The organism is Nitratidesulfovibrio sp. HK-II (genome assembly GCF_003402415.2).
GTDB lineage: Bacteria > Desulfobacterota > Desulfovibrionia > Desulfovibrionales > Desulfovibrionaceae > Cupidesulfovibrio.
On record NZ_AP036014.1, the window covers coordinates 2,022,869 to 2,036,041 of the forward strand.

Genomic DNA, 13,173 nt, shown 5'->3' on the forward strand with positions numbered 1-13,173 from the left:
CAAGGCGCGCCGCGAGTTGACGCGGCCGGGCAGTCCTGCTAGCGCAGCCCCCATGGCCCGGCCATGCGCGCCTTGCCATGTCTCCCCCTGCGGGGCACCGCCGCAAGGCCGCGCCCTGAAGCCACTCCATCCCGACAAGCAATCCCTCACAGGAGAATTCCGTGAAGCGTCCCCTTTCTCTCCGTGTATTGGCCCGCCTCTGCGGGCTTGGCGCGCTCTGCCTTGCCGCGCTGCTGGCGGCCGCCCCGGCCCAGGCCGCCGGGGAACTGACCAACCGGCTGCAACAACGCTACGACGCCACCACCACCCTCAAGGCGGACTTCACCCAGGTGCTGCTGCACCGCGAAAGCGGCGCCAAGGAAACCCGGCAAGGCACCCTGCAATTCCGCAAGCCGCTGCTGGTGCGCTGGGAGACCAAGGCCCCCCATGCCGAACTGCTGGTGGTGACGGCCAGCGAAATCTGGAACTTCCTGCCGGACGAAGAGGTGGCCTACAAGTACCCCGTGGAACTGGTGCAGGATTCGCGCTCCATCATCAAGGTCATCACCGGCCAGGCCAGACTGGAGCAGGACTTCGACGTGGCCGAGGAAGCCGACGACAGCGGCATGGCCCGCCTGCACATGTACCCCAAGGAGCCCACCCCCCAGCTCACCGAAGCTTTCCTGTGGGTGGACCCGGCCACCAACCTCATCCGCCGGGCCAAGATCATCGACTTCTACGGCAACGAAAACGACATTACCCTGAACAGCCTTGCCACCGACGCCGGAGTGCAGGACAGCGCCTTCCGCTTCGCGCCGCCCAAGGGGGTGGATGTGGAAGACCGGACCAGGCAGGGCTCGCCCGAGAAGCAGCTGTTCAATTAGGCCGCGCGGTGCATGAGGCCGCTGACGGCTACAGGCATCGCCACCCCTTCCGGCTGAATACCAGAGGACATGTTGCCAGCAGAAGCTGGCCCCTCCTCCTTGCGGGCGCCACGCCGTCCTGCTTCAAGTTGAACTTGAAGTTCAAAAACGACAACGCCTCCCGCACAGCCGCGAGAGGCGTTGTCTGCATCCAAGGCCAGGAACAGGAAGAAACTTACGCTTCCAGCCCGGCGGCGCGGCGCAGTGCCGCCACCTCGTTGGCGGTCAGGCGGCGCGCCGTCCCCTTGGGCAACTCGCCCAACTCCAGCGGTCCCTGGCGGACGCGGCGCAGCAGCAACACGGTCAGGCCGAGGTCACGGCACATCCGGCGAATCTGGCGGTTCACGCCCTGATGCAGGGTCATCTCGATGAGACTGGCCTGCCGGTCTGACTGAAGCAGGCGCACGTCCACCGGGGCCAGCCGTTCGCCTTCGGCCAGGGTCATGCCCTCGCGCATGGGCGCAAGGGACGCCTCGGTCACGTGGCCGCGCACCTTGACCATGTAGACCTTGGGCAGGTGATAGCGGGGGTGGGTGAGCCGGTTGGTCAGGTCGCCGTCATCGGTAAGGATGAGCAGCCCCTCGGAAAAATAGTCCAGCCTGCCCACCGGGTACAGCCGCCCGCCGCGCAGGTCCGGCGGCAGGATGCCGAGCACCGTGGGCCGCCCCTGCGGGTCGCGCACGGTGGACACCACCTGCACCGGCTTGTGCAGCATCACGTAGGTGAACGTGGCGGGCGCGGCGTCCAGTTCCAGCAGTTGGCCGCGTACCTCGATGCGGTCGCGCCCCGGCACCACCCGTGCGCCGGGGGTGTCCACCACGGCATCGTTGACCCGCACAACCCCTTGCAGTATGAGGTCGTCGGCCTGCCGCCGCGAGCACACGCCCGCCCCGGCAATGGCCTTGTTCAGGCGCACCTCTCCGGGCTGCATGACCGACTCGGCCGCAGCCCCGGCATGCGCGCCTGGAGTATCCGCTTCGGGTCCGTGGCCCTTCGTGTCGCCACGCTCTCCTCGGCCCGCATGCCGCTCGTCGGGCCGTGCGTCCTCCGGGGCACGCGGGCGGCCAGGGCGGGGCGAACCGCCGGATCGGGCGGGGGCTGCGGCGTGCCCCTTGGCGCGCTGCGACGGACGGGATGCGGGCCTGGGCGGTGACGACGGACGGCGCTGGGTCATGGAGTTCCGGGCCGGGAGAACCGGCGGGCAAAAAATTACGGGCAGAACGGGCAAGGCGGCACATCAGGCATGCAGACCGCCCACGTGGGTCAGTCTATCCCGGTCGCCCCGCAAAGAAAACCGTCCGACGCACCCTTTCGGCAGCGCGCCGGACGGCATCCCGGACACGAGAGGCTGCGGGCTGCCGAGAAACGCAATCCGCGTCCCCGGCCTGCCGCACGTCTGGCCGGTTACGGCCGGATGATCTTGGTGGCGAGTTGCAGGCTGGTGACCACGTCGAGCATGTTGGTGGTCTGCCCCACGGCCTTTTGCTCCAGAAGCCCGAAATGGTCAAGGCAGGTGCCGCACACCAGCACGGTGGCCCCTGCTGCCTCCAGGCGCTTCAGGTGGGGCAGGGCGGGGCTGTCCGCCGCCGAAAGGCGCACAGCGCCGTTCAGCATGACGATACGCCACAGTTCCGCGCCCATTTCCGGCAGCGTGGCCAGAAAGTTCTGCATCAACTTTGCGCCCAGGGCGTCGTCGCCCGCGCCGATGACGTCGGAGGTCAGGAAGACCACGACCTTCTCGCCCATGCGGCGCAGTTGCTCTTCGGTCATCACCTCGCAGACCTCGCAGTCGTCGGCTGCAGGGGCCGGGGCCTCGCCCTTCACGCCGCGCAACCGCCACAGACCGCCACCGGCATCCTCGGCCTGCACGGCGTAGCCCTGGGTAGACAGGAAACGCGTCACGTTTTCGCGCGCGGCATCGTTATCGACGACCACCACCAGCGAGGCGGGCGACTGCTCGTCAAGGCAGCGCTTGCAGCGCAGCACGGGCTGGGGGCAGGGAAGATTCTGGCAGTTCAGTTCGATTTCTGGCATGGTGAGCCTCCTTTTCAGAGGGAACACCACACCGCGCGGCCCGGTCAAATCGAAAACATCCGCGCGTTTCATAAAAACATATTCATAAAATAAATAGAAGACGCCACACCACATGGCAGACGCCAAAAAGAACGACCATCCGACGCAGGGCCAGAGCGTGCACCTGCTCAAGCGATGCTTGAAGTATTTCCGCCCCTACAAATGGCAGATCTTCATCTCCATGCTGGGCATGGGGCTGGTGTCCCTGACCACGGCGGGCACGGCCTGGCTGGTCAAACCCGCCCTGGACGAAATCTTCATCAACAAGGATGAGCAGGCGCTGCTGTATGTGCCGTTGCTGTTCTTCGTGCTCACGCTGGTGAAAGGCGTGGGCCGTTACGTACAGAACTACTACATGCACTTCAGCGGGCTGCGCGTGCTGGAAAAGCTGCGCTCGGAACTCTACGACAAGATGATCTTTCTGCCGCTGCAGTTCTACGAGGACACGCAGGTGGGCATGCTCATGTCGCGCATCATCAGCGACGTGACCATGATCCGCAACAGCCTGCCGTCCATCGTGATGATGGTGCGGCAACTCCTGACCATGCTCGGCCTGGTGGGCGTGGTGTTCTACCAGAACCCGCACCTGGCGGTATGGGCGGTGCTGGTGCTGCCGCTGGCCCTGTACCCGCTGGTGTGGTTCGGCCGCAAGCTGCGCAAATACGGCCGCCGCAACCAGTCGAAACTGGCGGATATTTCAGTGGTGTTGCAGGAAGTGTTCAGCGGCATTCGGGTGGTGAAGGCCTTCGCCACGGAACGTCACGAGGCGCGCCGCTTTGACGACGAAAACGAGCGCCTGGCCCGGCTGTACCTGAAGCAGGCAAGCGTGTCCGAACTTTCTTCGCCGGTCATGGAACTGATCGGGGCCATCGGCATCGGCCTGGTCATCTGGTTCGGCGGGCGCGAGGTCATCGCAGGCGAGACCACGGCGGGCACGTTCTTCTCGTTCGTGGCCGCACTGGCCATGCTGTATGACCCGGTCAAGTCGCTGAACTCCGCCAACATGGATGTGCAGCGCGCCCTGGCCGGGGCCGAGCGGGTGTTCGACATCCTTGATGCGCCGAACCTGGTGGTGGAGCAGGGGGGCGACGTTCCCTTCGACGAGCCTTTCCGCGAACTGCGCTTCGAGGGCGTCACCTTCACCTATGGCGGCAAGTCCGCTCCCGCGCTGGACAACGTGAGCCTTACGGTGAAAGCGGGCGAGCGGGTGGCCATCGTGGGCCCCAGCGGCGCGGGCAAGAGCACCTTCGTGAACCTCATTCCCCGTTTCTACGAGCCGCAGCAGGGGGCCATCATCCTGAACGGCCGCCCCGTCTCCGACTACACCCTGCCCACGCTGCGCCGCAACGTGGCCATGGTTTCGCAGGACGCCTTTCTGTTCAACCTTTCCGTGCGCGACAACATCACCTACGGCCTCACTGGCCAGGCGGCGGAAACGGCCGTGCGCGAGGCCGCGCGTTCTGCCTACGCAGAAGAATTCATTGCCGCGATGCCCGAAGGGTACGACACCGTGCTTGGCGAGCGCGGCGTGAAGGTCTCCGGCGGACAGAAGCAGCGCCTGACCATCGCCCGAGCCATCATGAAGGACGCGCCGCTGCTGATCCTGGACGAGGCCACCAGCGCGCTGGATTCCGAAGCCGAGCGCATCGTGCAGAAGGCGCTGGACAACCTGATGGAAAACCGCACCAGCATCGTCATCGCCCACCGGCTGTCCACCATCCTTTCGGCGGACCGCATCCTAGTCATGGAGCAGGGGCGCATCGTGGACGCCGGGCGGCACGAGGAACTGCTGGACCGCTGCCCCCTGTACGCCCGGCTGTACGCCATGCAGTTCGCCACAGAGGGCGCAGAGCAGGGCGCGGCCGCGCTGCCCGCCGCCGGAGCCACCGCGTGAAGCTGCCGCCCTCGCTCGTAGCGCCGCCGCTGTACGCGCTGTACAACGCATGGTGCGCCACCCTGCGCTATGACGTGGCCGGGCGCGACGCCGTGGACGCGCTGTGGCACGGCCGCACCCCCATGGTTTTCGCGCTGTGGCACGACGAACTCTTTCCGCTCATGCACGTGCGGCGCGACCTTGAAATCGTCACCGTGGTCAGCCAAAGCCGCGACGGCGAATACCTGGCCCAGGTGCTGCAACGGCTGGGCCTGCGCACTGCGCGGGGCTCCAGTTCGCGCGGCGGGGTCAAGGCGCTGATCAGCGCGGCCCGCCAGATGCGCAAGGAAGGCTTGTGCGGGTGCGTAACCGTGGACGGGCCGCGCGGCCCACGCCACAAGGTCAAGCCGGGGGCCATCTTCCTGGCCCAGCGGGCACAGGCCCCCATCGTGCCCATGCGTATTTTTATGGAACGCGCCAAGGTGTTCGAGCGCGCCTGGGACCGCTTTCAGTTGCCCCTGCCGTTTTCCCGCGTGCGGGTGGTGTTCGGTGAGCCGTACCGGCTGCCGGATACGGTCGATGCAGCCAGCCCGATGGAAGGAGAAGAGGGCGGGCAGAGTGCTGAAGCAACCCTGGCCGCCGCCTGCGCGGACCTTGAAGCCCGGCTTGAGAGGTTGCGATGACCACCCCCGCCCCCCGCGACGACATTCCCGTGCCACCCCTCTCCGGCAAATCCGGCACGCCCGGTGATACCCCCTCAGCCCCCGAGGGCCTGGCCGCGCGCCTGCTGCACATGTTGGGCCGCGCCCTGGCCGGGCGGGGATTCGACGGCATCGCCCGATACGGCAACGCGCTGGGCGCGCTGCTGTGGCATTGCCTGCCGGGCAGACGACGTCTGGCGGCCCGCGCCATCGCCGAGCATCTCGGCGTGTCGCAGCAAGAGGCCAACCGCATCGCGCGCGAAAGTTTCGCCCACAATGCCCGGTCGTTCCTGGAACTCGTGCTGGTGGGCCGGTTCGGCTTCGAAGATACGGGCGCGCGCCTGATCATCGACAGGCCCGACCTGCTGCGCAAAATAGCCGAAAGCGACCGCCCCATGGTGGCGACCACCGGACATCTCGGCGCATGGGAATTCATGTCCTCGCTGATGGGCCAGTGGCATCTGGACCGACCGCGCATGGTGGTGGTGCGCCGCAACAGCAACCGCACCATCAACGACTTCATCTTCGCCATGCGCGGCGCGCGCGGGTTGCAGGTGGTGGACCACCGCAACGCCGTGTTCACCGTGCTCAAGGGGCTGAAGCGCAACGGCTGTGTCGGCTTTCTGGTGGACCACAACTGCCGCCGCGATGAAGCCATCTTCCTGCCGTTCCTGAGCGAGACAGCCGCCGTGAACATGGGGCCGGCCCTGCTGGCCGTGCGTGCCGAGGCGGTAGTGTGGCCCGCCTTCATGATCCGCGAGAGCGACCACTACCGCCTGTACATCGACGACCCGCTGGACACCGCCACGCTTGGCGGCGACAGGGCGGACAAGGTCGAAGCCGTGGCCCGGTTCTACACCCAGGCCGTGGAAAAGGCCGTACGCGCACATCCGGAACAATGGTTCTGGATGCACAAGCGCTGGAAGACCCGCCCCAAGCAGGACGACTGATTCCGCCTGCTGCCTCATGCCTCTGTATCCATCGACCACTCACACCGATTGATCCGCCTCCGCCGATGACGCGCAAGCGTTCGTCGGCGGTCTTTTTGGGCGCGCGTGGACATCGTGCACGCCGATCGCATCAACGTTGAAAGCAACTTCTGCGATGGCAGGTCCTGCGGATAACCTTGGCGGCTAACACTTCCTTGTCCGCACACAACAACACCCATGGCAGGGACAAGTTCGCATCGTGAGCAGGTACTGGTCGGGCATTCTGCTGTCACCCCGACACAACCAATTATTTCGATATCAACTCGCGAAATATCGTGCTGCGACATCCCGCGCGAGCGGCCTAGAATACCAGATATCCGGGGCAAACATCATGGCAGACGCAGATTGGAGCGCATATCCGGGGCGATGCAAACCATGGATTCGGGTGGGTAGCATCGAAAAGCCACCGGTTGTTTCACGAAAAATAATGAATTTGTATCAATGCGAAATGAAAGACTTCTCACATTCAAAAAGTTAACATAATTTACATTATGAGACATTAAAAAGATCAGATAAGGGTCGAGGGCGCACCTCATTCCCCCCAGAAAGCGCCATCATCCCCGTGCCCCCCCCTGATCCCTTACCCCCTGCAGTGCACCGCCGCATCTCGGGCAGCAGCAAGCTGACCTTCCGTTTCGGACCTTGCGCTCCGCGACCAATCACCATGTCCGATCAATCATCCGACCAGACGTATCTCCTGCGTGCGCATTGCCTGCTTTGAACTCGACATTGACGCGGCCGGTTGGCGACACGTTTCCTGCGGCGCAGCTTTTACAGAGTCCGGCTCCAACTCCTTCTGCCCCCGTCAACCCCGTGTTCCAAGTTTCACTCGTGGATGCTTTCCGTGCGTCTGTGCGTTTTCGCACGAAAATGTTTCAAATCCCACTTGTCAGGCTCCCGATTTGCGCCCCGTTTTTTCAAAATACGGGGCGACATCCACCCGCACCCAGTACGCGCCGCAGAAACGAATTTTGGGCATTTTCCGGTCTGGGACGCAAAAACGGGCACCATCCGCAGGGATGATGCCCGTTTTACAACCAATATTGGCACGGTGAGGCCGAGTTTTTCGGCCAACGGCCCTGCCGACGGCAGAGCGCTACCCGTTCAGCTCTGCCCAGTCCTTATTGAAGGTTTCGAGACCGGCCGAGGTCAGCGGGTGGTCGAACATCTGGCGCAGCACGGCGAACGGCACGGTGGCGACGTGGGCTCCCATAAGGGCTGCCTCGGCCACGTGGCGCGGATGGCGCACGCTGGCCACGATGACCCGCGCGTCCATCGCATAATTGCGCAGGATGGCCATGATGTCGGCCACCAGCTGCATGCCGTCCTGCGACAGCCCGTCCAGACGGCCGACAAAGGGCGAGACGAACGAGGCCCCGGCCTTGGCGGCCAGCAGGGCCTGCATGGGCGAGAAGACCAGGGTCACGTTGGTGTCCACGCCCTTGGACTTCAGCACCCGCACGGCCTTCAGCCCCTCGGGGGTCATGGGAATCTTGACCACCACGTTGGGGCCGTTGCGCATGAGGTCGAGCCCCATGCCGATGAATTCGTCGGCGGTCTCGCCCACGGCCTCCAGGCTCACCGGGCCTTCCACCTCGCGGCAGATGTCGCGCATCACCGCGCGCCAGTCCCCGCCTTCGCGGGCCATCAGCGTGGGATTTGTGGTCACGCCGTCCAGCAGCCCCCAGGCCCTGGCGGCGCGGATTTCGGCGATGTTGGCCGTATCCAGGAAAAACTGCATGGGGCCGATGCCTCCTGCGTCAGGCCGCCGACGCCCGGGGCGCAGTTCCGAACATGAGCCGGACATGCCCCGCCGGGATGCGGCGGCGTCACGAAAAGATATGCGGAAGAAAACGACATCCGGGGATATAGCCGCCGTCGGCGGCCATGGCCGCGCAGGCGGCCGTGAGGCGGCTGATGCGCAAGGGGCCACCGACCGTCCGGAAAAACGCTGCGGCTAATCGGCGTCCTTTTCTTCGTGCCCGGGAATTTCCCGACCGCCGCCCTGCAACTGCTTCAGGAAGGTGTCGCGGCATTCGTAGCTGCAAAAACGGTAGGTCTTCTCGCCGTCGCGCACGGTGACGCCGCCGTTGGCGTCGATGTATGCGCCGCACACGGGGTCGCGCACCATTTCGCCGGTTGCCACCATTTCTTCCTTCTGCTTCTTGTCGTCCTTGCTCTTCTTGCGCGACTCGTTGGTCACGAGACGATAGAGAAAATAGCCTGCCGCGATCAGCACGAGCCACTTGAGCATGCCAGACTCCCTTTGGGACCTTGCGGCCCTTGAGGTGTTGATGGGGTGAGACGGAACCGGTCGGAACGAGTCCGTCCATACCTGGCCATACGCGGGCCAGCCTGGAAAATTCCGACTCGGACGCGGGTTCTCGCCTGCCCCGCGCTACTGGCCGATGCACCCTTCGTGCAGGGTGAACGTCAGCGATTTCAGGGCGTGTATCAGACTTTGCCCGTCGGGGAAAGCGAGTTCGGGGGCGATTTCGTGCAGGGGCACCAGCACGAAGGCCCGTTCGCGCATGCGCGGATGCGGCAACGTCAGGCGCGGGGTGTCGCGCACCGCATCGCCGAACAGCAGCAGGTCGATGTCGATGGTGCGCGGGGCATAGCGCAGGGACGCATCCGGCGCGCCTTCCACCCCACCTGGGCCATCCTCGGGAGAATACGCCCGGCGACGCCCCATGGCCCGCTCCACGGCCAGCAGATCGTCCAGCAGCCCTTCCGGCGTCACGCCCGGCCCGCATTCCAGCCGCGCCACCTGGTTGGCGAACCACGGCTGGTCACGGTAGCCCTGCGGCTCGGTGCGGTACACGGACGACACCGCGCCAACGACAATGCCGGGCAGGGCGGCAAGCGCCGCCACTGCCCGGACGAGATTGTCGGCGGGGTCGCCCCCCGGCACGCCCTTTCGGACGTTGGGGGGGGGCAGGTTGGACCCCAGGCAGACGTAGGCGATTACAGGTTCGCGATGCGTGACACGGCCTCCTCAAGGCGGTCGGTGCCCACGGTGAGCGAAATGCGGAAGTAGCCTTCGCCCGGCGTGCCGAAGCCGTTGCCGGGGGTCAGCACCACGCCGGTCTTTTCCAGCACGGCGGTGACGAATTCTGCGGACGAACCGTAGCCGGCGGGCACCTTGGCCCAGATGTAGAACGCGGCGGTGGGCACGCGGCAGGCGATGCCCACCTTGTTCAGGGCGGCCACCACCACGTCGCGGCGCTTGCGGTAGATGGCGCGCAGTTCGCGGCAGAAGTCGTCGCCGTCGCGCAGGGCCACGATGGAGGCTTCCTGCACGGCCTGGAAGATGCCGGAGTCCACGTTTTCCTTCACCTTGCCAAGGCCCGCCACCAGAGAGGCGTTGCCCACGGCCATGCCCACACGCCAGCCGGTCATGTTGTAGGTCTTGGACAGCGAGTGGAACTCGATGGTCACGTCCTTGGCCCCTTCCACTTCGAGAATGCTCATGGGCTTGTCATTCTCGTCGTAGTAGACCTCGGTGTAGGCCGTGTCGTGCGCGATGATCACGTTGTGCTTCTTGCAGATGCCGATGAGCTTTTCGTAGAACGCGCGCGGGGCCGTGGCCGCCGTGGGGTTGTTGGGATAGTTGACGAAGATCATCTTCGCCCGGTCCCAGGTGGCGGCGGGGATGGCGTCGAGGTCGGGCAGGTAGTCGTTTTCCTCCACCAGGGGGATGAACTGCACCTCGCCGCCCACGAAGCCGGTGGCGATGTGGTACACCGGGTAGTTGGGGGTGCACACCAGCACGAGGTCGCCGGGGTTCACGAAGGCCAGCGGAAAATGGGCGATGCCTTCCTTGGACCCGATGAGCCCGATGACCTCGGTCTTGGGGTCAAGGCTGACGCCAAATCGGCGGCCGTACCAGTTGGCCACTTCCTGCCGGAATTCCAGCATGCCCACGTACGAGGGGTACTGGTGGTTGGCGGGGCGCTCCACGGCCTTCTTCATGGCGTCGATGATGAAGTCGGGCGTCGGCATGTCGGGGTCGCCGATGCCGAGGCTGATGATGTCCACGCCACGGGCGGCAACTTCGGCCTTGACCTTGTCGATGCCCGCGAACAGGTACGGGGGCAGGGTCGCCAGCCGGTCCGCGAGTTTGAAATCAGCCATTCCGAATCCTCTCCTTGCGGGTTTCGATCCCCTCGGGCGCGGCCTTTCGCCATGCGGCGCGGCGCGCCCATGCGCCGGTAAAAAAAGAGGGCTCTGCCAGAAGCCCGTTCCTTGTAAAGCCAGTCCGGGTACCGCGTACCCGGTTTCGTCCGGTTGCGCGAAATCTACAGGCCCCCCGCCCGGCCTGTCAATTGATAATGGCTCCTGACGAACCGGCTCTCCGGGCGGCTGTCCAAGCGGATCAAGCGCGGGACACCATCCGCCGCCCCCCCCTCGCCCCTGCCGGCCTCTCCTCCGATGCAGCGCCACGCTCGGGGTATGCATCCTGCAGTAGCCACGCACATGCACCACCACCCTGCCCACTCCCATGCGGTGCGATGGGCGGTGGTGGCCCCCTCCCCTCCACTCGCCCGAGCCCCGGAAATCCCGTTGCGGCGCGGTTCCGGACGTATCCTGGCAAGGGACGGGGAAAGGGGGAGCGTTGCCTGGTGCGGATATGCAGGGACATCCTACCCTACCCTACTTCTTGAGTTTTAGTTGTCAAAAATGTCATCGGGCATAACGAAAACGACAAAACGAACGACACGCTCCATCAGACGCCACACACGGCTTCACGACAACGCGGGGGACGCATGACATCGGCGACACGGGCTTTGGCTGGATTGGGCCTGCTGGCGGCACTTTTCGCCTGCGCGGGCATGGCGCTCGCGCTGGGAGCGGCGGACTGGGCGCTATACGGAATCGTGGTTGCCGGGGCCTTGGCGTCCCTGGCCTGCCTGTACGACGCATGGCGCGTGCACGCGGCGCTGCGCGAGGCCGCGCGGCTGGCCGCCGCAGTGCGTGGTGACGATACAGGTTCCGGAGAGACCGGGCGTGCCGCTTCAGGCGGGCTGTCTTTCGGGGACAGGAAGATCGGGGTTGCCGCCGTGGCCCAGGCCGTAGATTCTGGTGATGATGCGCCAATCTTGCTGGCCTGTCATGTGCCGCGCCTTGTGGCGCTTCTGGAGGCCGCGCGACAGCGCGGCGTGGCGGAAACCGCCCGGGCCGACGCATGCTCGCACTCGGCCGACGCCGCCGGGCGCAAGGCCGCGCAGGTGCGTGACCGGGCAGAGGCATCCAACCGGCAGGCCATGCGCAATTCCGCCCGGACCCTGGACCGGGCCGTCACCTCGTTGCAGGAGGCGGGCGCACGCCTGGCGGCCGAGGCGGGCGGGGCATCCACAGGGGCGGACAACCAGCGGCGGCTGGCTGGCGACACCGCCGTGGCCATGGAGCAGATGACCTCCACGGTCACCGCCGTGGCCCGCAACGCGGGCGACGCCGCCGTCCAGGCCGACACCGCGCGCCAGAAGGCCCTGGCCGGGCGCGACGTGGTGGGCAAGGCCGTGGCGTCCATCGCCGCCGTGCACGGGCACACCACCGGCCTGCGCGGCGTCATGGGCGACCTGGGCACCCGGGCCGAATCCATCGGGCAGGTCATGGGTGTCATCACCGACATCGCCGACCAGACCAACCTGCTGGCGCTGAACGCCGCCATCGAGGCGGCCCGCGCCGGGGACGCCGGGCGCGGCTTTGCCGTGGTGGCCGACGAGGTGCGCAAGCTGGCGGAAAAGACCATGCAGGCCACCCGCGAAGTGGGCGAGGTCATCACCGCCATCCAGAGCGGCACCCGCAAGACCCTGGCCGACATGGACGAGGCCGCCCGCGTGGTGGACGAGGCCACCCGCCTGGCCGAGGATTCCGGCACGGCGCTGGACGAAATCGTGCACATCGTGGAGGCGACCTCCGACGGGGTGCGCAACATCGCCACCGCAGCGGAGCAGCAGGCCGCCACCTGCGAGGAAATCAACCGCATCACCACCCAGGTGGACGCCATCTCGCGCGAAACGGCCGACGGCATGCACCGCGCCAACGACGACATCGCCACGCTTTCCGCGCAGATGGCCCGGTTGGCCACCCTGAACCGGGTGTTCCACGTCATCGGCGAGGGCACGGTGCAAACCCTCATGCGCGGGCTGGCCGACGCGCCGGATATCCGCTCCATGCAGCGCGAGCGCATCGAGCGGCGGCTGCGCGAGGTCATCGCCGCCGCCCCGTACCTTGAACTGCTGTACATGACCGACGGCAAGGGGCGACAGATCATCGCCAACATCGCCCCGGCCGCACTGGCCACCCCGGCCGACGCGCAGGCCTGCGGCAAGGACTGGTCGTCGCGCCCGTGGTTCACCGGGGCCATGGCCATCGGCGACCTGTACATCTCGGAAAGCTACGTCTCGCAGGCCTCGGGCGCCCCGTGCATCACCGTGTCGCTGCCCATGGAGGACGACGCGGGAAACCCGGTGGCCCTGCTGGCCGCCGACGTGAAGCTGGGGTAGCCCCGACACGACAGCCCTGAGCCACGGGACCGGGGAAAAACGCACGCCCCCCTGCATGGGGCATCCCTGCGGCTCTCGTCACGCATCTCTTCCTTATATGTCACCCATACGGGGCGTGCCACG

General features: G+C 66.1%; 11 protein-coding genes. 5 read left to right on the top strand and 6 right to left on the bottom strand.

What is annotated here, in order from left to right; all coding sequences use genetic code 11:
• Window positions 1-161 precede the first annotated feature (161 nt).
• Window positions 162-863 (top strand): outer membrane lipoprotein chaperone LolA, encoded by a 702-nt coding sequence (gene lolA, locus RVX_RS08205; RefSeq protein ID WP_116305474.1) that lies wholly within the window; start codon window positions 162-164, stop codon window positions 861-863.
• Between the two features lie 214 nt (window positions 864-1,077).
• Here lolA and RVX_RS08210 read toward each other — a convergent pair whose 3' ends face one another.
• Together RVX_RS08210 and yedF are read right to left on the bottom strand one after the other, a co-directional pair.
• Window positions 1,078-1,833: a pseudouridine synthase gene (locus RVX_RS08210; protein ID WP_116305475.1), complete on the bottom strand. Its 756-nt coding sequence runs from the start codon at window positions 1,831-1,833 to the stop codon at window positions 1,078-1,080.
• Between the two features lie 473 nt (window positions 1,834-2,306).
• Window positions 2,307-2,936: a sulfurtransferase-like selenium metabolism protein YedF gene (gene yedF, locus RVX_RS08215; protein ID WP_116305476.1), complete on the bottom strand. Its 630-nt coding sequence runs from the start codon at window positions 2,934-2,936 to the stop codon at window positions 2,307-2,309.
• 112 nt (window positions 2,937-3,048) lie between these two features.
• Here yedF and msbA point away from each other — a divergent pair, with 112 nt between their 5' ends.
• The 3 genes from msbA to RVX_RS08230 are packed head-to-tail and all read left to right on the top strand — an operon-like array spanning window position 3,049 to window position 6,499.
• Entirely contained in the window at window positions 3,049-4,869 is a 1,821-nt protein-coding gene (gene msbA, locus RVX_RS08220) for a lipid A export permease/ATP-binding protein MsbA (protein ID WP_116305477.1), read from the top strand.
• The gene (locus tag RVX_RS08225) at window positions 4,866-5,531 is read left to right on the top strand and encodes a lysophospholipid acyltransferase family protein (protein WP_116305478.1); all 666 of its coding nucleotides are present in this window, start codon (window positions 4,866-4,868) and stop codon (window positions 5,529-5,531) included. Before msbA ends, RVX_RS08225 begins: the two co-directional genes overlap by 4 nt.
• The gene (locus RVX_RS08230) at window positions 5,528-6,499 is read left to right on the top strand and encodes a lysophospholipid acyltransferase family protein (RefSeq protein WP_116305479.1); all 972 of its coding nucleotides are present in this window, start codon (window positions 5,528-5,530) and stop codon (window positions 6,497-6,499) included. Before RVX_RS08225 ends, RVX_RS08230 begins: the two co-directional genes overlap by 4 nt.
• A 1,135-nt stretch (window positions 6,500-7,634) precedes the next feature.
• Here RVX_RS08230 and fsa read toward each other — a convergent pair.
• From fsa to RVX_RS08250, 4 genes are all read right to left on the bottom strand, one after another.
• On the bottom strand, window positions 7,635-8,279 hold the full coding sequence (gene fsa / locus RVX_RS08235) for a fructose-6-phosphate aldolase (RefSeq protein WP_116305480.1): 645 nt from the start codon (window positions 8,277-8,279) through the stop codon (window positions 7,635-7,637).
• A 216-nt stretch (window positions 8,280-8,495) separates the two neighbouring features.
• Window positions 8,496-8,792, bottom strand: a complete 297-nt coding sequence (locus tag RVX_RS08240; RefSeq protein WP_116305481.1) for a transcriptional regulator — start codon at window positions 8,790-8,792, stop codon at window positions 8,496-8,498.
• 144 nt (window positions 8,793-8,936) lie between these two features.
• Window positions 8,937-9,491, bottom strand: coding sequence for a 2-amino-4-hydroxy-6-hydroxymethyldihydropteridine diphosphokinase (gene folK / locus RVX_RS08245; protein WP_116305482.1), 555 nt, complete (start codon window positions 9,489-9,491; stop codon window positions 8,937-8,939).
• A gap of 14 nt (window positions 9,492-9,505) precedes the next feature.
• Complete coding sequence (locus tag RVX_RS08250; protein ID WP_116305483.1) at window positions 9,506-10,675, bottom strand: LL-diaminopimelate aminotransferase; 1,170 nt, start codon at window positions 10,673-10,675, stop codon at window positions 9,506-9,508.
• A gap of 632 nt (window positions 10,676-11,307) precedes the next feature.
• Here RVX_RS08250 and RVX_RS08255 point away from each other — a divergent pair.
• Window positions 11,308-13,050 carry a methyl-accepting chemotaxis protein gene (locus tag RVX_RS08255; protein ID WP_116305484.1) on the top strand — a complete coding sequence of 581 codons (1,743 nt, stop codon included), beginning with the start codon at window positions 11,308-11,310 and terminating at the stop codon, window positions 13,048-13,050.
• The last annotated feature ends 123 nt before the right edge of the window (window positions 13,051-13,173 follow it).